Source organism: Candidatus Pelagibacter sp. RS40, from assembly GCF_002101295.1.
In the GTDB taxonomy this organism is placed as follows: Bacteria; Pseudomonadota; Alphaproteobacteria; order Pelagibacterales; family Pelagibacteraceae; genus Pelagibacter.
In genome coordinates this window covers 521079-545957 of sequence record NZ_CP020778.1, presented here as the reverse complement: position 1 = coordinate 545957, position 24879 = coordinate 521079, and the positions used below count along the sequence as shown (strand labels likewise).

General features: G+C 31.9%; 24 protein-coding genes. 22 read left to right on the top strand and 2 right to left on the bottom strand.

All coding sequences use genetic code 11. The annotated features are described in order from the left end of the window. From B8063_RS02885 to B8063_RS02835, 12 genes are all read left to right on the top strand, one after another. Complete coding sequence (locus B8063_RS02885) at window positions 1-1497, top strand: FAD-linked oxidase C-terminal domain-containing protein (protein WP_085069299.1); 1497 nt, start codon at window positions 1-3, stop codon at window positions 1495-1497. Then, window positions 1451-2728 carry an FAD-binding protein gene (locus B8063_RS02880; RefSeq protein WP_085069297.1) on the top strand — a complete coding sequence of 426 codons (1278 nt, stop codon included), beginning with the start codon at window positions 1451-1453 and terminating at the stop codon, window positions 2726-2728. The genes B8063_RS02885 and B8063_RS02880 overlap by 47 nt, the downstream gene beginning before the upstream one ends. Further along, window positions 2728-4020: a glycolate oxidase subunit GlcF gene (gene glcF / locus B8063_RS02875; RefSeq protein ID WP_085069295.1), complete on the top strand. Its 1293-nt coding sequence runs from the start codon at window positions 2728-2730 to the stop codon at window positions 4018-4020. Before B8063_RS02880 ends, glcF begins: the two co-directional genes overlap by 1 nt. A gap of 1 nt (window position 4021) precedes the next feature. Then, window positions 4022-4975, top strand: coding sequence for a 2-hydroxyacid dehydrogenase (locus tag B8063_RS02870; RefSeq protein ID WP_085069293.1), 954 nt, complete (start codon window positions 4022-4024; stop codon window positions 4973-4975). A gap of 126 nt (window positions 4976-5101) precedes the next feature. Continuing rightward, the gene (locus B8063_RS02865) at window positions 5102-6259 is read left to right on the top strand and encodes a TRAP transporter substrate-binding protein (protein WP_085069291.1); all 1158 of its coding nucleotides are present in this window, start codon (window positions 5102-5104) and stop codon (window positions 6257-6259) included. Window positions 6260-6329: 70 nt separating this feature from the next. Beyond that, window positions 6330-6914, top strand: coding sequence for a TRAP transporter small permease subunit (locus tag B8063_RS02860; protein ID WP_085069289.1), 585 nt, complete (start codon window positions 6330-6332; stop codon window positions 6912-6914). Continuing rightward, window positions 6904-8265 carry a TRAP transporter large permease gene (locus B8063_RS02855; RefSeq protein WP_085069283.1) on the top strand — a complete coding sequence of 454 codons (1362 nt, stop codon included), beginning with the start codon at window positions 6904-6906 and terminating at the stop codon, window positions 8263-8265. The genes B8063_RS02860 and B8063_RS02855 overlap by 11 nt, the downstream gene beginning before the upstream one ends. Before the next feature lie 11 nt (window positions 8266-8276). After that, window positions 8277-9602 carry an amidase gene (locus B8063_RS02850; protein WP_085069281.1) on the top strand — a complete coding sequence of 442 codons (1326 nt, stop codon included), beginning with the start codon at window positions 8277-8279 and terminating at the stop codon, window positions 9600-9602. A 2-nt stretch (window positions 9603-9604) separates the two neighbouring features. Continuing rightward, on the top strand, window positions 9605-9781 hold the full coding sequence (locus B8063_RS07210; protein ID WP_179850052.1) for a hypothetical protein: 177 nt from the start codon (window positions 9605-9607) through the stop codon (window positions 9779-9781). A gap of 56 nt (window positions 9782-9837) precedes the next feature. Beyond that, on the top strand, window positions 9838-10743 hold the full coding sequence (locus B8063_RS02845) for a DMT family transporter (protein ID WP_085069279.1): 906 nt from the start codon (window positions 9838-9840) through the stop codon (window positions 10741-10743). After that, the gene (locus B8063_RS02840; protein ID WP_085069277.1) at window positions 10727-11539 is read left to right on the top strand and encodes an alpha/beta hydrolase; all 813 of its coding nucleotides are present in this window, start codon (window positions 10727-10729) and stop codon (window positions 11537-11539) included. Before B8063_RS02845 ends, B8063_RS02840 begins: the two co-directional genes overlap by 17 nt. 48 nt (window positions 11540-11587) lie before the next feature. Beyond that, complete coding sequence (locus B8063_RS02835) at window positions 11588-12142, top strand: hypothetical protein (RefSeq protein WP_085069275.1); 555 nt, start codon at window positions 11588-11590, stop codon at window positions 12140-12142. Here the strand turns inward: B8063_RS02835 and ftsY are convergent. Both ftsY and dapF read right to left on the bottom strand, forming a co-directional pair. Beyond that, window positions 12126-13043: a signal recognition particle-docking protein FtsY gene (ftsY, locus tag B8063_RS02830; RefSeq protein ID WP_085069273.1), complete on the bottom strand. Its 918-nt coding sequence runs from the start codon at window positions 13041-13043 to the stop codon at window positions 12126-12128. The two genes, B8063_RS02835 and ftsY, sit on opposite strands and share 17 nt — an antisense overlap. Beyond that, complete coding sequence (dapF, locus tag B8063_RS02825) at window positions 13043-13867, bottom strand: diaminopimelate epimerase (RefSeq protein WP_085069271.1); 825 nt, start codon at window positions 13865-13867, stop codon at window positions 13043-13045. Before dapF ends, ftsY begins: the two co-directional genes overlap by 1 nt. 159 nt (window positions 13868-14026) lie before the next feature. Between dapF and ffh the strand changes: the two genes are divergently transcribed. From ffh to B8063_RS02775, 10 genes are read left to right on the top strand one after another with little or no spacing between them, the layout of a single operon-like run. Continuing rightward, window positions 14027-15385, top strand: a complete 1359-nt coding sequence (gene ffh / locus B8063_RS02820) for a signal recognition particle protein (protein ID WP_085069269.1) — start codon at window positions 14027-14029, stop codon at window positions 15383-15385. Between the two features lie 14 nt (window positions 15386-15399). Next, window positions 15400-15870, top strand: coding sequence for a 30S ribosomal protein S16 (gene rpsP / locus B8063_RS02815; protein WP_085069267.1), 471 nt, complete (start codon window positions 15400-15402; stop codon window positions 15868-15870). Beyond that, window positions 15871-16566 carry a tRNA (guanosine(37)-N1)-methyltransferase TrmD gene (gene trmD / locus B8063_RS02810; RefSeq protein ID WP_085069265.1) on the top strand — a complete coding sequence of 232 codons (696 nt, stop codon included), beginning with the start codon at window positions 15871-15873 and terminating at the stop codon, window positions 16564-16566. Window position 16567: 1 nt separating this feature from the next. Beyond that, a complete protein-coding gene (gene rplS, locus B8063_RS07320; RefSeq protein ID WP_085069261.1) occupies window positions 16568-17167 on the top strand; it encodes a 50S ribosomal protein L19 in 600 nt (199 codons plus the stop codon). A gap of 11 nt (window positions 17168-17178) precedes the next feature. Continuing rightward, window positions 17179-18582, top strand: a complete 1404-nt coding sequence (gene leuC / locus B8063_RS02800; RefSeq protein WP_085069259.1) for a 3-isopropylmalate dehydratase large subunit — start codon at window positions 17179-17181, stop codon at window positions 18580-18582. After that, complete coding sequence (gene leuD, locus B8063_RS02795; RefSeq protein ID WP_085069257.1) at window positions 18582-19187, top strand: 3-isopropylmalate dehydratase small subunit; 606 nt, start codon at window positions 18582-18584, stop codon at window positions 19185-19187. Before leuC ends, leuD begins: the two co-directional genes overlap by 1 nt. Then, window positions 19180-20289 (top strand): 3-isopropylmalate dehydrogenase, encoded by a 1110-nt coding sequence (gene leuB, locus B8063_RS02790; RefSeq protein WP_085069254.1) that lies wholly within the window; start codon window positions 19180-19182, stop codon window positions 20287-20289. Before leuD ends, leuB begins: the two co-directional genes overlap by 8 nt. A 29-nt stretch (window positions 20290-20318) precedes the next feature. Continuing rightward, window positions 20319-22076, top strand: a complete 1758-nt coding sequence (locus B8063_RS02785) for an acyl-CoA dehydrogenase family protein (protein WP_085069252.1) — start codon at window positions 20319-20321, stop codon at window positions 22074-22076. Continuing rightward, window positions 22077-23699, top strand: a complete 1623-nt coding sequence (locus B8063_RS02780; RefSeq protein ID WP_085069250.1) for an acyl-CoA synthetase — start codon at window positions 22077-22079, stop codon at window positions 23697-23699. A 50-nt stretch (window positions 23700-23749) separates the two neighbouring features. Further along, the gene (locus B8063_RS02775) at window positions 23750-24859 is read left to right on the top strand and encodes a dimethylsulfoniopropionate demethylase (protein ID WP_085069248.1); all 1110 of its coding nucleotides are present in this window, start codon (window positions 23750-23752) and stop codon (window positions 24857-24859) included. Window positions 24860-24879 lie beyond the last annotated feature (20 nt).

Sequence of the window (24879 nt, the reverse complement as noted above, 5' to 3'; positions counted from 1 at the left end):
ATGACTGAATTAGCTTTGCCAAAAATTGATAAAGATACAATTTCAAGGAAAAACCAAATCGTTTCTCAACTTAAAAAATTTACTAAAGATGAAAATATTCTGAGTGAGAATGAGGAGATCAAACCATATGAAACTGATGGTTTAGCCGCTTATAAACAGACCCCACTAGCAGTTGTTTTGCCAGAAAATACAAAAGAGGTAAGTGAAATATTAAAATTCTGTAATCAAGAAAACATAAAAGTAATACCTAGAGGCGCAGGAACAGGTTTGTCCGGTGGTGCACTCCCCCTTCAAGATGCAATTTTGTTAGGTCTTGGAAAATTTAACAAAATTCTTGAAATAGATTTTGAAAATAAATGTGTGGTGACACAACCTGGTGTTACAAATCTTGGTATTACACATGCTGTCCAACATAAAGGATATTATTATGCTCCAGATCCATCAAGTCAGTTAGCATGTTCAATTGGAGGAAATGTAGCTGAAAACTCAGGTGGCGTTCACTCTTTAAAATATGGAACAACTACAAATAATATTCTTGGTGTTGAAATGGTGATGATGGACGGAACTATCACCAGAATTGGTGGTAAGACTTTAGATCAAGAGGGATATGACTTGTTAGGGCTATTATGTGGATCTGAAGGGCTACTAGGAGTAATTACAGAAGTAACAGTAAAAATTTTAAGAAAACCTCAATCTGTGAGAGCCGCTTTAATTGGCTTCCCCACGGTCGAAGACGGAGGTAATTGTGTTTCTGATATTATATCAAGTGGGATTGTACCTGCTGGAATGGAAATGATGGATAAAGCTTTGATTGATGCAACGGATAAATTTTCAAAAGCTGGTTATCCTAAAGACGCAGAAGTTTTAATGATTGTTGAGCTTGATGGTACCAAATCTGAAGTTGACGGTCTTTTAAGTAAAGTAAGTGAGATTGCTAAACAAAATAACTCTAATAGTATGAAATTAAGCAATAATGAAAAAGAAAGATTAGCTTTTTGGTCTGGAAGAAAAGCTGCTTTCCCAGCTTGTGGAGCAATGGCCCCAGATTATTATTGTATGGATGGCTCTATCCCAAGAGGGAAGCTGTCATTAATTTTAAAAGAAATAAATGAGCTGTCAAAAAAATATAACTTAGCTGTGGCAAACGCTTTTCATGCTGGAGATGGAAATTTGCATCCCCTTATAATGTTTGATGGTAGTGATAAGGAGCAGTTGAGAAAAACCGAAGAATTTGGTGCAGAGATTTTAAAAGCATGTGTAAAACATGGTGGAGCATTAACGGGAGAACATGGTGTAGGAATTGAAAAAAGAGAATTAATGTGTGAGTCATTTAACAATGACGATATACAACAACAATTGAATATTAAAAAATCTTTAGATGAAAAAAATCTTTTAAATCCAGGAAAGGTTTATCCGATACTAAGAAAATGTGCAGAGGAAGGAAGAGTCCATGTCCACAGAGGAGAAGAAAAATTCCCAGATCTCCCTAGATTCTGAAATATTAAGTCCAAGTACTGAAAAAGAAGTATCAGAAATAGTAAGAGAAATTTATTCGAAACAACTACCTATAGAGATTGCTGGAACAGGGACAAAAAAGGGTTTTGGTTATAATTTACAAACTGCTAGGAAACTAACTCTTTCAAAACTTTCTGGGATTATTGATTATAAAAAAGAGGAACTCTACATCAAAGTTAAGGCAGGAACTCCCATTCAAGATATTGAAAAAATATTAGATGAAAATAATCAAGAGTTGGCATTTGAACCAATTGATTTTGGATACATGATAAATGGTCAATCGAATAAAGGGACTATTGGTGGTTATGTAGCTTGTAATTTTGCTGGATCAAGAAGATTTAAAGTTGGAAGTGTTAGAGATCATATTTTAGGTTTTAAAGGAGTAAATGGAAAAGGTGATATTATTAAGTCAGGCGGTACCGTAGTTAAAAATGTTACTGGCTATGATCTCTCAAAACTAATATCTGGTTCGTTTGGAACACTTGTTGTTTTAACTGAAATAACATTAAAAGTTTCACCAAAAAAACAATCTCAAATTACAGTAATTGTTTATTCTGATGAAATTAAAAAAATATCAAATTTATTTGATAAAATTTTAAGTTCTAGCAATGAAGTTTCAGCTGCAACATTTATACCTGAAGAACCAGATAATGAAAATTATGATCATACAAAAAAGAAAATTTTCAAATTTAATGATCTTGACCATGAAGGATCTTTTTTGGCTTTTAGAATTGAAGGAGACAAGAGATCAATTGATGAGAGATTAAAAGAGCTGAAAATAGAATTAGATTTATCAAATTTCAATAGCTCAATATTAGATGTTCACCAATCAATACCATTCTGGAAAAAAGTCAATAATTTGGAGTTATTTAGTGGAACAAAAAATAATATTTTGAGAGCTGTTTTACCTCCTGCTAAATGTGAGACATTTAGTAAATTTCTTAATAAAAAATATAAATATTGCATAGATTGGTGTGGATCATTATTTTGGATTGAGGTCCTCGACAAAGACGATGAAAAAATAAACAAAATAAAAAATTTTACCGTAGAAAATAGTGGATATCTTACGATTCTAAAAAAATCTGAAAATTTTGATTTTCAAGACACTTTGTTTACTATCGATAATACAAGATTGATGATATCAAAAAAAATAAAGGAAAGTTTTGATCCAAAAAAATTATTTAACCCAGGAAGAATGTATAGAGAATTTTAATGCAAACTAATTTTTCAGAAGATCAACTTAAAGATAAAGATAATCAGTCAACAGAGAAGATTTTTCAAAAATGTGTGCACTGTGGTATGTGTAATGCAACTTGTCCCACTTATGGAATATTAGGCGATGAACTAGATGGACCAAGAGGAAGAATATATCTGATACAAGATATGTTGGAAAACGAGAGAAAACCCTCAAAAAAAGTTGTTAAGCATATAGATCGTTGTCTATCATGTTATAGCTGCATGACGACTTGTCCAGCAGGTGTTAATTATATGCATGTGATTGATCACGGCAGAAAATATATTGAGAAAAATTATGACAGACCTTTTTTTGATAAAATTTTAAGAAATTTTTTATCGAAAGTTCTTCCAAACACTCAATATTTTAAATTAACAAGTTATTTGGTCAAGATTGGAAAGTTATTTAAATTTTTATTTCCAAAGAAAATAAAAGACATGATGGAATTGATGCCAACTTCTTTTCCAGAAAAAACTATTAAAGTAAAAGAAATATATCCAGCAAATGGAAAAAAAATCGCAAGAGTAGCCCTACTAACTGGATGTGTGCAAAAAGAATTATCACCACAAATTAACGAGTCTACAATAAGATTATTAAATAGGCATGGCGTTGAAGTTGTTGTCCCAAAAAAAATTAGATGCTGTGGTTCATTAAATCATCATTTAGGTAAAGAGGATGATGCAAACGTCGATTTTATAAATAATATTGAAACCTGGTATGAGGAACATAAAAAAGGAAATCTTGATGCAATATTATCTAATACCTCTGGATGTGGAACCACTTTGAAAGACTATGGATTTATATTTAGGAATGACAAAAAATTAAAAGCTAAAGCAAAAACAGTATCTGAGTTAAGCAAAGATGTTACTGAATATTTATCAGAAAACTTAAAACTAAATATACAAAAGAAAAATAAGAAATATAAAATTGCTTATCATTCTGCATGTTCAATGCAACATGGTCAAAAGGTTCATAATGAACCGATCAGTTTACTTCAAAAAACTGACAATGATATTATGGAAATTCCCAATGGACACCTTTGTTGTGGTTCTGCAGGGACTTATAACATTCTGCAATCAGAAATTGCGAAAAATCTTTTAAAAGATAAAGTTAAGAACATAGAGAGTACAAATCCACAAATTATATCTACTGGAAATATAGGTTGCATAACCCAAATATCTAATGGTACCAATATACCAATACTACATACTATAGAACTGCTGGATTGGTATACTGGTGGTCCTAAACCAAAAATTTTGAATAAAATTTAATATGAAAAAAATTCTAGTAACAAGAAAACTACTTAGATCTTGTGAAGATAAAGCATTAAAAAGTTTTGATGCTAATTTAAACTTAAATGACGAATTATATTCTCAAAAAAAATTAATTGAAATGAGTGAAGGAAAAGATGGAATATTATCTTCTTTAACAGATAAACTTGATGCTGAAACAATAAATAAGTTACCGGAAACTATAAAAATTATTTCAAATTTCGCAGTTGGTTTTGGAAATATAGATTTGGAGGCAGCTAAGACGAGAGGAATAGCGGTTACAAATACACCTGACGTTTTAACAGATGCTACAGCTGAAATTGGAATCTTGCTAATACTTGGAGCATGCAGAAGAGCATCAGAGGGAATAGAATCTGCTAAAGAATGCAACTGGAAGTGGTCTGCAGATTACTTAATTGGAAAGCAACTAACGGGTGCAAGACTCGGAGTTCTAGGCATGGGAAGAATTGGTCAAAAGATTGCAAAAATTGCAAAGTCTTTAGGAATGATAATACATTATCATAATCGGTCAAAATTATCTGAGGAGAAAGAACAGGGTGCTGTTTATCATGATAATTTAAAAAGTTTGTTGTCAGTATCTGATGTTTTATCTATTTGTTGTCCAGCTTCAAAAGAAACAATTGATATGATTAACAAAGAGACCATCGAGTATTTGCCAAAAGGCGCAGTTGTCACTAACGTTGCAAGAGGAGATATTGTAGAGGATGAAGCTTTGATAGATGCACTTGAAAGAAGAAAAGTTTATGCAGTTGGTTTAGATGTCTACAAAAATGAACCAAATTTAAATCCAGGTTATCTTAAATATAAGAGTGCTTTTATTCTTCCTCATTTAGGAAGCGCTACAAAAGAAACAAGAACTGCAATGGCTAATCTTGCAATTGATAACATTGATGAATTTTTCAAAACAGGAGACTGTAAGAATAAAGTGAATTAGGACTTTTTGACCTAATAATACAATCTCAAATTGTATTTAATTAAAAATCTAATCGATTTTAGAATGACTCTAACAAGTTTACATGTTTAAATCTTTGAAGTTAATTAACTTAAAGAGGAGAAATAAATGGTTAAAGAAAAAAAACCTTTGAAGGGTAAAATTCCTTCAAGACGTAAGTTCTTTAAAACGGCAGCAGCAACTGGTGCAGCAGCAACAGCAGCAGTAGCAATGCCTAATCTTGCATTGGGGGGTGGTCATACTACTCTTAAAATGCAAGCAGCTTGGCCTAGCGGAGCAAATATCTTTTTCGAAATGGCAGGAGACTATGCGAAAATGGTTGATCAGATGTCAGGCGGAACATTAAAAATTGACTTACAACCAGTCGGAGCTGTTGTTAAAACTTCCGAAATTGGACAGGCAGTAAGTTCTGGAGTACTTGATATGGGTCACTGGGTGACTGCATATTGGTATGGAAAAAACCCTGCAGCTTCATTATTTGGAACAGGACCATCATACGGTATGTCATCACAAGAAGTTATGGGATGGATGGAATATGGTGGAGGAAGAGCTCTATATGAAGAAACTTTAGCAAAAGTTGGTTTTGACTATGTTGGTTTCTTTCATATGCCTATGCCAGCTCAACCATTCGGATGGTTTAAAAAGAATGTAACTAAAGTATCCGACGTTAAAGGAATGAAGTACAGAACAGTTGGTCTTGCAACTAACGTTCTTACTGCAATGGGAATGGTCGTAAGACAGTTACCAGGTGGAGAAATCCAACCAGCAATGAAAACTGGTTTGATTGATGCAGCTGAGTTTAACAACCCAACTTCAGACTCTCAGTTTGGTATGCAGGATGTATCTAAGCACTATCACTTAGGTAGTTTCCACCAATCTCAGGAGATGTTTGAAATTCCTATTAACAAAAAATCATACAACAACCTTTCGCCTGCACATCAAGCAATTTTGAAAAATGCTGCTTATGCTGCAAACACTGATAACTACTTTAAAGCTTTAGTAAGATATTCAGCTGACTTATCTAAGTTAATGAATGAGCATAAAGTAAATGTATATCAAACTTCAGATGCAATTCTTTCTGAGCAGTTAAAAGGTTGGGACAAAGTAGTCGGTGACTTTTCTGGAAAAGATCCATTCTTCAAGAAAATCATAGACTCACAGAAAGCGTATGCTAAGAGAGTAATGAAGTACTTGCTGATGAATCAGCCTAATTACAAACTTGCTTACGAAAATGAGTTTGGTCCAATAGCAAAAGTAAAAATCTAATAATTTTTAATAAATTAGAAAAAAAAGGGGGGCTTTTTAGCCCCCTTTTTGTTATTACTTAGAAGTTTTTATGAGATCATTTATCAAGTTTGCAGATCAATTAAGTACATCAATGGGTAAGGCATTTTCATGGTGTATTGTAATTTTAATGTGTGGAACTTGTTATGAGGTGGTTATGGCATATGCATTTAATGCTCCCACATTATGGAATTTTGATTTTAGTCTTCAAATGTATGGAGCCATTTTTATGATGGCAGGTGCTTATACTTTGTCGACCGAGGCTCATGTAAGAGGTGATGTAATTTACCGATTATTTAAACCCAGAACTCAAGGTTGGATTGATCTAATTTTATATTTTATATTTTTCTTTCCAGGTGTTTTGGCTCTAGCATTTTATGGGTACGAATACGCATCTATGGCTTGGAAAATAAAAGAAACAAGTTGGAATAGTCCAGCACAAATTCAAATTTATATGGCAAAATCTTTGATACCACTTTCTGGTTTACTATTAATCATTCAAGGAATAAGTGAGGTATTCAGATCAATCATTTGCATTCAAACTGGTCATTGGCCTGCAAGAATGGTTGTTGCTGAGGAGACAGAAAAAATTTTAATGAGAACAACTCAAGACGAGGACCAAAAAGATGTTATTTAGTTTAACAAATCCTGAAATAGCCATCTTGATGATGGGTATATTTCTATTCGCAGTGCTTTTAGGTTTTCCAATTGCATTTACCTTAATGGCAATGGGAATTGGTTTTGGATATTTTGCATATTACGATCCGTCAAGAATGGATCATTTTTTGGATAACAGGATATTTCAATTATTTGTTCAAAACACATATTCTGTAATGGACAATACAGTGCTTACCGCCGTCCCCTTATTTTTATTTATGGGTTATCTAGTTGAAAGAGCAGGAATTGTAGCAAGATTATTTAATGCAATTAGACTTGCTTCACATGGTTTGCCAGCTTCAATGGCTGTAGCTGCTCTCGTCACTTGTGCATTATTTTCTACAGCTACAGGAATTATCGGTGCAGTAGTTACATTAATGGGACTACTTGCATGGCCTGCAATGATAAGAGCAGGATATGACAAAAAATTTGCATCAGGAGTTATATGTTCGGGTGGTTGTTTAGGTATTTTAATTCCTCCAAGTATTATGCTTATAGTTTATGCAGTAATTGCTCAATTATCTCCTCTTAGATTATTTGCAGCAGCAATATTTCCTGGATTAATGTTGGCAGGGCTTTATATAATTTATGCAATAACTAGGGCGTACTTTAATCCATCCATTGCACCTAAGCCTCCAAAGGAGGAAATACCACCAAGAGCAGTGATATTAAAAGAGGTTTTAGTTTCATTTGTACCATTATTTTCTTTAATAATATTAGTTTTAGGTACTATTCTTGCAGGTCTTGCAACACCAGCAGAGGCTGCAGCGGTGGGAGCTCTTGGATCTTTAGTCCTATCTTTAATTTATAAGTCTTTAAAATGGAAAAGTTTCAAAGAGTCTGTTTTCCTTACAGCAAAAACAACCGCAATGATAATGTGGTTGTTTGTAGGATCATGGACTTTTGCAGCAGTGTTTTCTTATTTGGGTGGTCACGAAGTTTTTGAACACTTTTTTAAATCTATGAATTTAGCTCCTTGGCAGTTTTTAGTGATAACTCAAATAATTATTTTTATTCTAGGTTGGCCTTTAGAATGGACAGAAATTCTAATTATTTTTGTACCTATATTCCTTCCACTGGTAGAATTTTTTGGTGTTAATCCGTATTTCTTTGCTATGTTGATTGCATTAAACTTGCAAACATCTTTCTTAACACCACCCATGGCAATGTCTGCATATTATCTTAAAGGCGTACAAACAAAAAATGTAGAATTGTTGGAAATATTTAAAGGGATCATGCCATTTTTAGGAATAGTGATTTTTGCAATGGTATTGATGTACATTTTTCCAGGTATAGCCTTATGGCTTCCTGATGTACTTTTTGCTGACTAAAGAAGAAATTTATGAATGAAATATTTTCACAGAGTGTAGAAAACCTTGCTTTAAAAATAAAAAATTCAGAATTAACCTCGGTAGAGTTATGCGAAAAATATATAGAAAGAATCGATAAATTTGAAAAAGAAGTAAAAGCTTGGGCATTTTTTGATAAAAAAATTTTATTAGAGAAAGCTAAAGAGGCAGACGACTACAGAAGATCGGGTAAACCAATTGGCTTCCTACATGGCATACCTGTAGCTGTTAAAGATATTGTTGGAACAGTTGAGATGCCAACTGAGTGCGGCACAAGCATAAGAAAAGGCAAATCTTACTCACAAAATGCAGAAATTATTGATTTATTGATTTCGGAAGGAGCTATTGTAATGGGCAAAACTGCAACTTCAGAATTAGCTTTTCTTGGACCTCCAAAAACTACGAACCCACATGATTATTCTAGAACACCAGGCGGTTCTTCCAGTGGATCAGCCGCATCAGTTGCATCATATATGGCACCCCTTTCAATTGGATCTCAAACAGGCGGATCAGTAATAAGACCTGCTTCTTACTGTGGTGTAGTAGGCTATAAACCAACTTATGGCTTAATATCAAGAAATGGTGTTTTAAGAACCTCTCAAACTTTAGATCATATTGGTATGTTTGGAAGAAATGTAGAGGACGTTGCTTTATTGGCTAAAGCTTTAATTAAGAAAGACAAACAGGATCCAGCTTCAATACATTATTCATCAGAGAATATTCTAGCAGAGACAAAAAAAGGCCCATTATTTGAACCAAAATTTATATTTTATAAAACAAATCACTGGAAGATGATTGAAAAAAAATCCAGAGATGCTTTTGAATATTTTATTAAGTCTTTTAAAAACATTGAAGTTTTTGATACTCCGTCTTACTTCAAAGATATACATAAATATCATCAAGTAATTCACGAAACAGACTTAGCAAACAATTTTTCAATTTATTATAAAAAGTTTAAATCTAAATTGTCTAAATACTTGCAAGATGCAATTTCTAGAGGAAATAAATACTCTGCAAAAGAATACGCAGAGGCTATTGATTTTAGGAAACAAAGTTATGAATCTTATAAAGAAGTTTTTGAGGATTACCATGGAGTGCTAATGCCGTCCAGTCCAGGGGTCGCACCTAAAGGATTAAAAAGCACAGGTACTGCAGAATTTAATAAGGTTTGGTCTTATCTTGGTACGCCTTGTATTTCTCTTCCTTTACTTGAAGGTGAAAATAAATTACCATTAGGTGTTCAATTAATCGGTGATAAATATGATGATCACAGATTTTTAGGAGTTGCAAGATGGTTAGAGAAGGAATGTGAAGATTAAATATGAATAAATTAACAACAGTTATTGGAATTTCGTTTGCTCTATTCTTTTTAGTTGGCTTAGCTACTACTCTTACTAGATCTATGATGATAACTTTTTTAGACGTATTACCTGTATATATCTTTATGGGTGCAGCAATTATAATGATGATTTACGAAGCTTTTTTTGACAAGCAATAAATCTTTCAATCTAAACATATCTTCTAAAAATAAAAATTAAACTATAAGAAATAAAGATGAACAAACAAAATCTTTTTCCTTATCTATTACTTTTTATTCAACCAATTTTTATGGCAAGCAACTTAATAGTTGCTCGTGGAGGTGTTGAGTTTATACCTCCAATTTCATTAGCATTTTGGAGGTGGTTTTTTGTTTTTTTAATTCTGTTATCCTTTACTTTTTTTTCTATTAAAAGAGAAATTAGGATCATAAAAAAAGAAATCTGGAAACTTTTATTTTTAGGCTCAATGGGCTGTGGTGTATGTGGCGCCTTCCCTTTTATAGCTGGAAAAACAACTACGATAATTAATATGGGAATTATTTATACCTCCTCTCCAATTTTTATTATTATAATTTCCTCTTTATTTTTTGGTGAAAAAATAAATAACCTTAAGATTTTTGGTTTAGTTTCCTGTTTAGTCGGAGTTCTTATTATTATAATCAAAGGTGATATTTTGCTTTTATTCAATTTAACTTTTAATCAAGGTGACTTATGGATGTTGGGGGCTGCAATTGGTTGGGCATTATATTCAATTTTCTTATTTTACTGGAAGTCCGATTTAGATGTTTTTCCAAGGTTTACTATTATCTCACTCGGCGGCATCATTAGTTTGTTACCTTTCTACTTATTAGAAGAAATATATTTTGTACAAACTCAATTTGACTCAAATTTTTATTTTTGGGTATTGTTTGCAGCAATTTCACCAGGAATTATTGCATTTGCACTTTATACTTTAACGCAACAAAAATTAGGAGCGTCTGTAACTGGATTTACATTATATTTATTCACTGTTTATGGGGCATTTTATGGAATATTTTTATTCGATGAAAATTTAGAAAATTACCATTATCTAGGAACCGTCTTAGTATTTTTTGGAATATATTTAGTTAAAAGAAAAGTTGATAATGAACAAAAAGCATAAAATGATTTTTTTTAAAATATTATTTTATATTTTCGTAATTTATTTTGGGGTCTCGCTTGTAGTATATTTTTACCAAAGAAAATTACTTTATCATCCCGGCGAAAATAATTATCTAGATGAAGGACCACTTAATCACAAAATAGAAAAAGTATATATTCAGTCTGAAAATGAACTTGTAGCTTGGAGATTTGTGAAAAATAAAAACTTTAAAACTATTCTTTTTTTTCACGGAAATGCAGGAAAAATAGATAATAGAATTTATAAACTTAATGAATTTTCTAAGTTAGATATTAATTATTTAATATTTGCTTATAGAGGTTTCAGTGGAAATAAGGGCAAACCAACTGAGCAAGGACTTTATGAAGATGCAAGGGCTGCGAAGAAATGGCTTAATTCAAACGGTGTAGAGGACAATTCAATTATATTATATGGAGAATCTCTTGGAACAGCAATTGCTGTAGATCTTGCAAGCTCTAATAGTTTTTCTGGTTTAATATTAGAGTCACCATTTACTTCAATGGAAATCCTAGCTAAAAAATATTACCCGTACTTGCCCGCTAAATTAATTTTAAAGGACAAATATAAGTCGATTGAAAAAATATCAAAAATAAATTCGCCTATTCTAATAATGCACGGAAGAGAGGATAAAATTGTTCCTTTTAGTATGGGTGAAGAAATGTACAAAAAATTTGATGGTGTTAAATACAATTTTTTCAGTGATAATGACGATCATATGATGAATTTTAATGAAAATTTAATAAATACAATTAAAAAATTTATCTCCAGCTTAAATTAGAACACAATTTAACCAAAGCATTATCTTTTTCTTTAGTTAAAAATTATAATGAAAAAAATTATAATTTTTTTATTTTTTATTTTTTTCAATAATGCTTATGCAGAAAAAATAAATAAATATTTTCATATTGGTCTAATGGAGTCTTATGACAAAAAATTCACTCTTTATTTTAAGACTAGAGAAAAGGCTATAATTGCAAAAGGAGAGCATAGAAATTATCTCAATGATTATCCCCAAGACCTTTATATTCATGACCATAAAACTAAGAAAGATTATCCTCTTATCTCTTATGAGTGGTTTCCAAAAAGAGTAAAAAAAATTACAAACAATTTTGAATATCCAATGTTCCCTGAGGACTTCGCATATTATTTGTTAAATGATAATGATACATTGATATTAGTAAGCGCATCAAAAAAATTTTTTAAAAATCTTAAATTCAGTATTTCAAACAAACATTTGTCTACTGCAAAATCAAACGGAAAATTAGAATTTATTGTTTCAAGTTTCGCAAAAAACTGTGGTTATAGAGATTTGAAAACAAACTTTGAATGTAATATTTATAAGCCACTGATTTCAAAAAACTTAATTACATCTTTTGAGTAAATGCACTCGCGAATTGTTTTGCATTAAAAACTTGCAAATCATCTTCTTTTTCACCTAAACCAAGTCCAACAATTGGTATTTTATATTTTTTTGAAAGTGCAATTAGAATTCCTCCTTTTGCAGTACCATCTAATTTTGTCATTATTAATCCTGAGACTGGAATAATTTTATTAAATTCCTCTAATTGATTAATAATATTTTGACCTGATGTTGCATCTAAAACAAGTATTACCTCGTGCGGTGCGCCCTCAGAACTTTTTTTAACTACACTTCCTATTTTTTTAAATTCTTCCATAAGATTTTTTTTATTCTGTAGTCTTCCAGCAGTATCTATCAAAACTTGATTGATATTATTTTGCTTAGCATATTCAACAGCTTTAAATGCAACTGAGGCTGGATCAGAACCAGCGTTTGATTTTATAATCGTAGCCCCAACTCGATTTGACCACTCCTCTAGCTGTTCAATTGCTGCAGCTCTAAAAGTATCACATGCAGAAAATATAACTTTATTGTGATTTTCAATAAAAATTTTTCCAATTTTCCCAATCGTTGTGGTTTTGCCTACACCATTAACACCTGAAATTAAAATAATATTCAAATTCTCTTTTTTTTCAAAAAAGTTTTTTTTTTCGAGTGGTTCCATAAGATTGATAATATATTCTTCAAGTATTTTATTAACCTCACTTACAGCATTATTTTTTGGATCAATTTTTTTTCGTGCTATTATTTCTTTTATTTCTGAAGAAGCATCAATTCCGACATCTGAGCTAATTAAGAATTCCTCAATTTCATCTAATGTTTTGTCATCTATTTCTTTTTTAATTATTATTTCTCTTAGACCAGAAGCAATATTATCGGCACTTTTTTTAAATCCGATTTTAAATTTTTCAAAAATTCCCATTAAAGTTTAATTGTTATTTTTTGTATCTCCGAAACAGGACCTTTCATGTGTATAAACTTATCTTGATCAATTTTTATTTGTAATCTTCCCAGTTTAAATTCTATTTCAGTGACTGTATTTTCCAATTCATCAATGTTAGCAGCAACAGCTGTTGCACATGCGGCTGTACCGCAAGCTTTTGTTAGTCCAGCACCCCTCTCCCAAACTTTTATTTTTATATGTTCGTTACTTATTTTCTGAGCTAATGTAACATTACATTTTTCTGGAAATATTTCATTATTCTCTATTTGCGGACCAATTTTTTTTAAGTCAAATGATTCAAGATCATTTACAAAAAAAATTACATGGGGATTACCAACATTGATACCTACACCTCCAGTAATTTTATTATTGTCAACATCAGAGATAGTTAATTCTAAATTTCTTGTATTCAATTCTCTATTAATTGGGATATCCTTCCAATTCAGTTTTGGTTTTCCTATTATTGTTTCAACCTGTTTACTATCTAAAATTTTAGAATTAAGTATTTGATTATCAACATTTAGACTTATATTTTTATTTTTCTCTTCTTCTGAAATCAAATATGCAACACATCTTGTTCCATTACCACATGCTCCTGATGTACTCCCATCTGAATTATAAAATTGCATTGAAGCATTTGATATAGTGCTATTTTGTATAAAAATTAATTGATCACATCCTAAAAAATTACGATCACAAATTTTTATAATTTGATCCTTAGTAAGACTTACCGATCTTTTTCTTTGATCAATAATGACAAAATCATTACCCAAACCGTCCATTCTAAAAGCTTCAAACTCCATAGATTAAATACTTAACTTATTTATTGACTTTTTGAACCTCTATTATAGTTTACCGCAGTTTCCGCAAAATACAGCAATTTGCGGTGTCTTTGGTAACAAAGAGATCGACACCAGTCAGCGAGGGTTCGCCCACTGGTGCGGTACCTGCTGTGTAAAATTATGTTTGAAAATTTAACAAATAAATTTGAGGAAATTTTTTCCTCTTTAAAAAAAGCACCCTCTCTTGATGAAAAACAAGTGGATGAAGGATTGCGTGCTATTCGTCTTGCTTTATTAGAGGCCGATGTATCTCTAGATGTTGTAAAAGAATTCATAAACAGAGTTAAACCAAAAGCTCTAGGTAAAGAGATAGTAAGATCAACATCACCTGGGCAAATGGTTGTTAAAATTGTTTACGATGAACTTGTATCATTTTTAGGTGATAAAAATTCAGATATTCTCCTTAATGCTGTTCCACCTGTACCTATTATGTTAGTGGGATTACAAGGATCAGGAAAAACTACCACCACTACAAAGCTGGCCAAATTTCTAGAAAAAAATAATAAAAAAAAAGTAATGATGGTTAGCCTTGATGTGTACCGGCCAGCTGCACAAGAACAATTAAAATTACTTGGTGAACAAAATAACATAATTACTTTACCTGTTATTGAAGGTCAATTACCTGCAGACATCTGCAGACGAGCTTTAAGTGCAGCAAACCTGAATGGCTCCGAGGTAATTCTTTTTGATACAGCAGGAAGAACTCAAATAGATCTCCAAATGATGAGTGAAATTAAACAAATAGAGGGAATAATAAATCCTTCAGAAACTATATTAGTTGCAGACTCTTTAACAGGTCAAGTTGCTGCAAATGTGGCTAAAGAATTTAAAAATACTGTAAATTTAACTGGTATAGTTCTTACCAGATCAGATGGTGACGGAAGAGGTGGTGCAGCATTAAGTATGAAGTATGTTGCAGATGTTCCTATAAAATTTTTGGGAATTGGAGAAAAAATAGATAATTTTGAAATTTTTTATCCTGACAGAATAGCAAATAGAATTTTAGGAATGGGAGATATCGTTTCTCTTGTTGAAAAAGCTGCTGAAGATATAGATCAAGAAAATTTAAAAAAAACTGAAGAAAAATTAAAAAAAGGTCAATTTTCCTTAGAAGACTATTTATCTCAATTACGACAAATGAAGAAAATGGGTGGGATCGAGGGTATTATGTCTTTTCTTCCAGGTGTTTCAAAAATTAAATCTCAAATGGATGAAGCAGGTGTTGACGAAAAAATAATTACTCAAAATGAAGCTGTAATTTTATCTATGACTAAAAAAGAAAGAGAAAATCCAAAGATAATTGATGGATCCAGAAAAAAAAGAATTGCTAATGGCTCTGGTACTGACATTGCCACTATCAATAAATTGTTAAAACAATTTAAAATGATGTCTGAGATGATGAAAAAGATGTCTAAAGGAAATATGAAAGGAATGGCGGACAAAGGAATACCACCAGAACTTTTTAATCAACTTAAATAAAAAAAGGAGAAAAAATGTTAAAAATGAGATTATCAATGGGTGGTACGAAAAAAAGACCTGTTTATAAAATTGTTGTTGCTGACAGTAGATTTCCAAGAGATGGAAGATTTATTGAAAAGCTAGGTTTCTTTAATCCGTTACTTCCAAAGGAAAAAAAAGAAAGAGTAGGACTAGACCAAGAGAGAATTAAATATTGGTTAAGTCAAGGAGCGCAACCAACAACTAGAGTTGCCAGAATTCTTGGTGAGAACCAGATAATCGAAATGCCAGCTAACGGAAATAACCCTATTAAAGCAGTTCCTAAAAAAGAAAGAAACAAAAAAGATGGTGAAGGAGCGGAAGCAAAAACTGAGACGAAATCAGATAATAATGCAGAAGCACCTAAAAAAGATGCTACAAGCGAAACACCAAAAAATGAAGATACCAAAGAAGCTCCTAAGGCTGAAGCTGCTCCAGAAGCACCAAAGGGAGAAGAAAAAAAATAAATGTTTAAGTCTCGAGTATTCACTTTGTATCCAGACTATTTTCCAGGCTATTTAGAAAAAGGATTATTTGGCAAAGCTATGAAGGAAAAAATTTGGAGTTTAGAAATTGTGGATATTAGAAATTATGCTGAGGATAAGCACAAGACAGTTGATGATACACCGTATGGTGGTGGTGATGGTATGATAATGAAAGCAGATGTATTAGCAAGATCATTGGATAAAAATTTACCACAGGATGAAAAAATAATTTACCTTAGCCCAAAAGGAAAAATTTTTGATCATAATTGTGCAAAAAGATTTTCAGAATTTGAATCAATTAATTTTATATGTGGTCATTTTGAGGGCATTGATCAAAGGATAATTGATAGCAGAAATATAGAGGAAATAAGTATTGGAGACTTTGTTTTGTCTGGAGGTGAAACAGCTGTATTTGTGGTTCTTGATGCGATTTTAAGATTTGTTCCTGGTGTTTTAGGCAATGTGAACTCATCTAAAAATGAAAGTTTCGAAAATGGTCTTTTGGAATATCCTCAATATACTAAACCTCAAATTTTCGAGCAAAAAGGTGTGCCAGAAGTGTTATTATCAGGAGATCATGCCAAAATTAAAGACTGGCGTTTATCACAATCTGAGGCTATAACACGCGACCGAAGACCAGATTTGTGGGAAAAATATAAGAAGACTAAAAAGAACTAAAATGAAAAATATTGAAGAAATCAATCAATCCATTGTAAAAAAAATTGTTTCTGAGAGAAAACATCCTGATTTTTTTCCAGGAGATATAGTAAAAGTTGGAGTAAGAATTACCGAAGGTAAAAGAGACAGAATACAGTATTTTGAAGGAGTGTGTATTGCAAAAAAAAATAGAGATATAAACTCATCTTTTACTGTTAGAAAAATTTCATTTGGTGAAGGTGTTGAGAGAACATTTGCATTGTACAGTCCAATTGTTGATACAATTAAAGTTGTAAGATCTGGAAAGGTAAGAAGAGCAAAACTTTATTATCTAAGAGATAGAACAGGTAAATCAGCAAGAATAGCTGAAAAGATTAAAAAGAAAATTGGAATTGATATAGAAACAAAAATTCAACAAGTAACTGAAGAAAATGTTTTGCCAGCAACAGATGAGAATTCAAAAGAAGTTCCAAAATCTGATGCAAGCTCCGATGCAGCTAAAAAAGAAGTAGTAGCAGAAGCTCCAAAAGAAGAAGTTAAAAAAGAGGCAGTAGCAGAAGCTCCAAAAGAAGAAATTAAAAAAGAGGAGCAAAAACAAGAAAGTCCCGCAGAGAAAAAATAATATTTTTCTAAATGTCACAAACTATTTACGATAAAATTTGGGAAGAGCATCTTGTTCATGAACAAGATGATGGTACATCTCTACTATTTGTCGACAGACATTTAATTCATGAGGTAACCAGTCCCCAAGCATTTGAGGGTCTGAGAAATACAAACAGGAAAGTAAGGCAACCTAGATTAACACTTGCGGTTGCAGATCATAATGTTCCAACTACAGATAGATCTAAAGGAATTTCAGACGAGGATTCGAGAATTCAGGTAGAAACTCTTGAGAAAAATTGTAAGGAATTTGGTATCCAATTATTTGGAATGGATGATAAGAGACAAGGTATTGTTCATATAATTGGTCCTGAACAAGGCTTTACCCAACCAGGAAACATAATTGTCTGTGGTGATAGTCATACTGCTACACATGGTGCATTTGGTGCTTTAGCGTTTGGAATAGGTACTTCTGAAGTTGAACATGTGCTCGCAACACAAACCTTAGTTCAAAAAAAATCTAAAAATTTTAGAATAAATGTAAATGGTAGTTTACCTATAGGTGTAACATCAAAAGACGTAATTCTTCAAATAATTGGTAAAATTGGTACCGCAGGTGGAACAGGATATGTAATTGAGTACGCAGGAAATTTAATTTCAAGTTTAAGTGTCGAGCAAAGAATGACAATTTGCAATATGACCATAGAGGGAGGGGCAAGAGCTGGCCTTATCGAACCTGACACAAAAATTTTTAATTATCTGAAGGGGAAACCAATGTCACCGAAAGGTGAAAGTTGGGACAAAGCTATTGAGTATTGGAGTAAATTGAAAACTGATAAGAATGCTCACTTTGATAAAGAGATAACATTGGATGGCGCTGAAATAAAACCAATGGTTACATGGGGTACATCACCCCAAGACGTTGTTGAAATAGATGGCAAAGTTCCTAATCCTGATAATGAAAATGATGAGGATAGAAAAAACTCAATTACAAGATCTTTAAATTATATGGGTTTAAAACCTAATACTAACATTAAAGATATTAAAATTGATAAAGTATTTATAGGCAGCTGTACAAATGGAAGAATAGAGGACCTCAGAGATGCTGCTAAAATTTTAAAAGATAAGAAAATTGCTTCACACGTTAATGCTATTATTGTGCCTGGCTCTGGGTTAGTAAAAGAACAAGCAGAGCAAGAAGGTTTAGATAAAATTTTTAAGCAATCTGGTTTTGAGTGGAGAGAGCCGGGTTGTTCGATGTGCCTTGCTATGAATGCCGATAAACTTAAGCCTGAAGAAAGGTGTGCCTCGACCTCAAATAGAAATTTTGAGGGAAGACAAGGAAGAGGTGGAAGAACTCATTTAGTTAGCCCAGGTATGGCAGCTGCTGCTGCAATATCTGGAAATTTGGATGATGTAAGAAAGTACGAAAATTAATGAAAAAATTTGATACGTTAGAGAGTATACCCGCATATCTTCCAATAGTTAATATTGATACAGATATGATAATCCCAAAACAGTTTTTAAAAACAATTAAAAGGACTGGTTTAGGAAAAAACCTTTTCTTTGAAATGAGATATGATGAAACAGGTAAAGAAATTGAAAATTTTATACTTAATAACGAACCTTATACAAATTCTAAAATTTTAATAGCTGGTAAAAATTTTGGCTGCGGTTCATCAAGAGAACATGCACCATGGGCTTTATTAGATTTTGGTATTACTTGCGTAATTAGCTCAAGCTATGCTGATATATTCTATAATAACTGTTTCAAAAATGGAATTTTACCAATCACCATCAGTGAAGAGCAAATAAAACAAATTTCAGAGTATTCAACCAGAAAGGAAAAAATTTTGATTGATCTTAAAGATCAAAAAATAGTTTTTGGTAATAATGAAATAAAATTTGAGTTAGATGAGTTCAAAAAAAAATGTTTAATTGAGGGTTTAGATGACATTGCTTTATCTCTAGAGAAATCAGACAAAATTGACTCCTTTGAAAAAAAACTAAAGTCTTCAAAACCTTGGATTTTCAATGATTAAAATTAAAAAAAGAAAATTTCTGTTGCTTCCAGGTGATGGTATTGGTCCTGAAGTAATTGCTGAAGTCAAAAAAATTATAAATTGGTTTAACACAAATAAATCTTTAGACTTCGAAATTGATGAAGATTTAGCTGGCGGGGCATCATATGATAAGCATGGTACTCCAATTACAGATGAGGTTTTTTATAAAGCATTAGAGTGTGAGGCGGTTATTTTAGGAGCTGTAGGTGGTCCTAAATGGGATAATCTAGAATTTTCAAAAAAACCTGAAAGAGCTTTACTAAAATTAAGAAAGGAACTTAAACTTTTTGCAAATTTAAGACCTGCAATCTGCTTTAAGCAATTAGTCGATGCTTCTACTCTAAAGCCAGAAATAGTTTCTGGTCTAGACATCATGATTGTAAGAGAGCTGACCGGTGGAATTTACTTTGGAGAACCTCGAGGTATTAAACCAATAGATAATGGAGAGAGAAAAGGAATAAATACTCATACATATACAACGAGTGAAATAGAAAGAGTTGCAAAAGTAGCTTTTGATCTTGCTAGAAAACGAAAGAACAAAGTAACATCATGTGAAAAATCAAATGTCATGGAGGCAGGATTGCTTTGGAAAGAAGATGTTCAAGCTTTACATGATAGAGAATATAAAGATGTAGAATTAAGTCATATGTTAGCTGATAACTGTGCTATGCAATTACTTAGAAATCCTAAACAATTTGATGTTATTGTAACAGATAATTTATTTGGCGATATGCTTTCGGATGAAGCTTCCATGTTAACAGGATCTCTTGGATTATTACCCTCAGCATCACTTGGTGCAAAAAATAAAGATGGCGAAATGAGAGCAATGTATGAACCTATTCATGGTTCAGCTCCGGATATCGCTGGTAAAGGTCTTGCAAATCCTATTGCTACTATATTAAGTTTTGCAATGGCATTAAGATATTCTCTTGATTTAGATAAAGAAGCTGATTTGTTAGAAAAATCAGTTCAGGACGTTTTAGACAAGGGTTTAAGAACAAAAGATATTATGTCTCAAGGCACTAAGGAAGTATCCACCTCACAAATGGGTGATGCAATCATTGCCTGTTTGCAAAATTAAATATTTTAATTTAATTTGTTAAAATAATTATGACAATTTATTCAGCTCCCATAGACGATATGATGTTTCTTTTTGAACATCTAAAAGACAATAAAGAATATAACGAAATAGAAAAAAACAAAGAAGTTACATCAGACCTAGTAAAAAATATATTAGAAGAGGCTGCGAAAATAAATCAGGATTTAATTCTTCCATTAGCAAAAGTTGGTGATGAAAAACCATGCATTTACGAAAATGGAGTTGTAAGAACACCTCCAGGTTATAAAGAAGTGTATTCAAAATTTATAGAAGATGGGTGGGTATCTTTATCTTGTGACCCTGAGTATGGCGGACAAGGAATGCCAAAAACTGTCAGTGCATTTTTCGATGAAATGTTGTCTTCTTCTAGCTTGTCATTTAAACTTTACAGCGAATTGAGTATTGGAGCTTATAACTGTCTTAAAACTCATGGATCAGAAGAGATTAAAAATAAATATCTTCCTAAAATAGTAGAGGGGAAGTGGAGCGGTACAATGTGTTTGACAGAACCTCAGTGTGGTACGGATTTAGGACTTATAAAAACAAAGGCTGTAAAAAATGGAAACGGCTACAAGATAAGTGGACAAAAAATTTTTATAACTTCTGGTGATCACGATCTAACAGAAAATATAATTCATTTAGTTTTAGCTAGAACAACAGATGCACCTAAAGGCACAAGAGGTATAAGTTTATTTCTAGTTCCTAAGTATGAAATAAATGATGATGGTTCAGTAGGTTCGAGAAACGGAGTTAATACAGTGTCTATTGAATCTAAAATGGGAATTAAAGGTTCAGCAACTTGTGTACTAAGTTTTGATGAAGCGAAAGGTTATATGATTGGTCCTGAAAATAAAGGACTAAACTCAATGTTTACTATGATGAATTTAGAGAGAATTATTGTCGGAATTCAAGGTTTAGGAATTTCAGAAACAGCTTATCAAACTGCCTTAAGTTATGCAAAAGAGAGAAAACAAGGCAAGTCAAATGAAAATAAAAATGGGGATACAGACTTAATAATTCAGCACGCTGATATTAGAAGAAGTTTAATGAATATGAAATCGATTATTGAGGGAGAAAGAGCCTTATCGTTTTGGATGGCACAACAAATTGATGTCAGTTTAAATCATAACGACCAGAATGTTAAAAAAAAAGCGGGTGAAATGGTTTCATTAATGACTCCTGTTATTAAGTCTTTTTTTACCGATATGGCGATGGATATTACTAATGAGGCTATTCAAATATTTGGTGGATACGGATATACCAAAGATCAAGGTATAGAACAATTATTCAGAGATAACAGAATTACCCCTATCTACGAAGGTACAAATTCCGTTCAAGCCATAGATTTTGTATTTAGAAAAGTCAGCCAAAAAAATATATTTACTAATTTTTTATCTTTAATTGATGAAGAAATTAAGCTTTGTAAATCAATTGATAAAATTAAAGATAAAACATTAATTTTAGAAAATTTAAAAGATATCCTAATAGACTTTACCAAATGGATGGATCCAGAGGGCAATACACCAAAAGATGACATTAGCGCATCATGCAATGATTATTTGAAGTACTTTGGTTATACATCTTTAGCATTTGTTTGGTTAAAAGTTTTAAGAAAAAGTTATGAAAATCATTCAGCTAATAAAGAATTTTATGATGATAAAATAAATACTGGCAATTATTATTTTGATAAAATTGTACCTAGGGCTGATAGTCATTACAAATCAGCGATTTCTGGTAGCAAATACACAATGAGTGCTAAGTTTAACTAAGTGAATAAATACAATCAAAATCTTGATAAAAACGATGCAAATTTTGTTCCATTAACTCCATTAAGTTTTTTAGAAAGAGCTAAGGATATTTATCCTGATTATGTAGGAATAGTTTATGAAGACAGATCATATACTTGGTCTGAAATATATAAAAGATGTATAAAATTTGCGAGCGCATTAGAAAAAATTGGAATTGGTGAAGGAGATACCGTCTCTGTAATGGCTTGTAATACGCCTGAAATTTTTGAGGCTCACTATTCAGTTCCGATGACTGGTGGAATATTAAATACAATTAATATTCGTTTAGATGCAAAAACAGTCTCATATATTTTGGATCATAGTGAAGCAAAAGTATTAATTGTAGATAGACAATTTCATGCTGTTGTGAATAAAGCTTTAGAAACTGCTAAAAATAAACCTCTCATAATTGATATCCAAGATAAATTTGCTGATCAATCACTACTAAAAAAAATTGGAGAAAAAGAATACGAAGAATTTTTGAACACTGGAGACGAAAACTTTCAATGGAAAAGACCCAAAGATGAGTGGCAGGCAATATCATTGAGTTACACCTCGGGTACTACTGGAAATCCTAAAGGTGTTGTATATCATCATAGAGGCTCATATTTAATGTCTACTGGAAGTGCTGTTGCGTGGAATATGCCTGCTAGGCTCAATTTTTTAACTGTTGTTCCAATGTTTCATTGTAATGGTTGGTGCTATCCATGGACAATACCAATGTTAAATGGAAAAACGGTTTGTCTTAGAAATATTGACATAAAAAAAATTTTTGAATTAATCGAAGAGCATAAGATAACACATTTTGGTGGCGCCCCAATTGTGTTGAATATGATTACTGGAGCATCAGAGAAAGATCAAAAAAAGTTAGGTCACAAAGTATATGTTCTAACAGCAGGAGCACCTCCTCCAAGTATTATATTTAAAAAAATGCAAGCACTAGGCTTTGAAGTAATGCATGTATATGGACTTACTGAAACATATGGACATATTTTACAGTGTGCTTGGAATGATCAATGGAATGATTTAGACGAGGATAAACAAAATGAAATTAAAGCACGTCAAGGTGTTAGATACCCTAATACAGAAGATGTCATGGTTATGGATCCAGAAACCTTAGAACCCGTTCCAAAAGATGGAAAAACAATGGGCGAAATAATGATTAAAGGAAATGTTGTCATGAAAGGATATTTTAAAGATAAGGAAGCAACAGATAAAGCTATGGCAGGAGGTTGGTTTCACTCGGGTGACCTAGCTGTTGCTCATCCTGACGGCTATATAAAAATTCAAGATAGATCAAAAGATATAATTATTTCTGGGGGTGAAAATATATCTTCAATTGAAATTGAAAATACTTTAGCTAAGCACCCAGCAGTTTCAATAGCTGCAGTTGTTGCAAAGCCTGACGAAAAATGGGGCGAAGTTCCATGTGCATTTATTGAAAAAGTTCAAGATAAAGAAACAAGCGAGAAGGAATTAATTGATTTTTGTAAAGAAACTTTAGCAGGATTTAAAGTACCAAAGAAAATTGAATTTTGTGAATTACCAAAAACTTCAACAGGAAAAATTCAAAAATTTGAACTTAGAAAAAAAGCTAAGGAATAATGTTTGAAAAATCTTTTAAAATAAGAGAAAAGATCTCTTAATTTTAAAAAATGAAAACATTCTCTATAGCTAAATCAAGAAGATTAAGAAGTACTCCTTATACCTCTAGAATAGAAGAACAAGGAGTTACAGCATATACAACATATAATCATATGTTGCTACCAGCTGCTTTCGGATCACTTGAAGATTCCTATCATCATTTGAAAGAGTCTGTTCAAGTTTGGGACGTTGCAGGAGAACGACAAGTTGAGATAAATGGAAAAGATTCAGCAAAGCTAGTCCAGCTTATGACATGTAGAGATCTATCAAAATCTAAAGATGGTAGATGTTACTACTGTCCAATTATAGATGACAAAGGTGGAATAATAAATGATCCAGTAGTTTTAAGACTAAGTTCAGATAGATGGTGGCTATCTATAGCAGATTCAGATGTTTTACTTTTTGCAAAAGGACTGGCCATTGGTAACAATTTTTCTGTAAATATTTTTGAACCAGATGTGAATATAATAGCTGTTCAAGGACCAAAATCTTTTAAATTAATGGAAAAAATATTTGGTGAAAAAATTACTCAACTAAAGTTTTTTGGATTTGATTATTATGATTTTAAAGGAACAAAACATTTAATTGCTCGATCAGGCTGGTCTAAGCAAGGTGGATACGAAATATATGTTGAACATACTAAATCTGGATTAGATTTATACGATACTTTGTTTGAGAAAGGTAAAGACCTTGATGTAAAACCAGGCTGTCCCAATTTAATAGAAAGAATTGAGAGTGCACTTTTATCTTATGGAAATGATATTGATATAAATGACAATCCCTTGGAGTGTGGTTTTGATAAATTTGTAAATGTGGATAGTGATATTAATTTTTTGGGAAAAGAAAAATTGATAAAAATTAAGTCTGAGGGTGTAAGTAAAAAGTTAATGGGAGTAAAATTAGATTTGAAAAAAATAAATATAACAGAATCGATTGATATAATGGATGAAAATAATAATCTAATTGGTGAATTAAGATCTGGATGTTATTCACCCTATTTTGATCAAGTCATTGGAATAGCTATGCTAAATAAGCCAAATTGGAATGCTAATCAGGCAATAAAAATAAAAATTAATGATCAAGCTTTTGATGGAAAAGTTTGTGATTTACCTTTTATTTAGTATAAAACTATTCAAAAAAT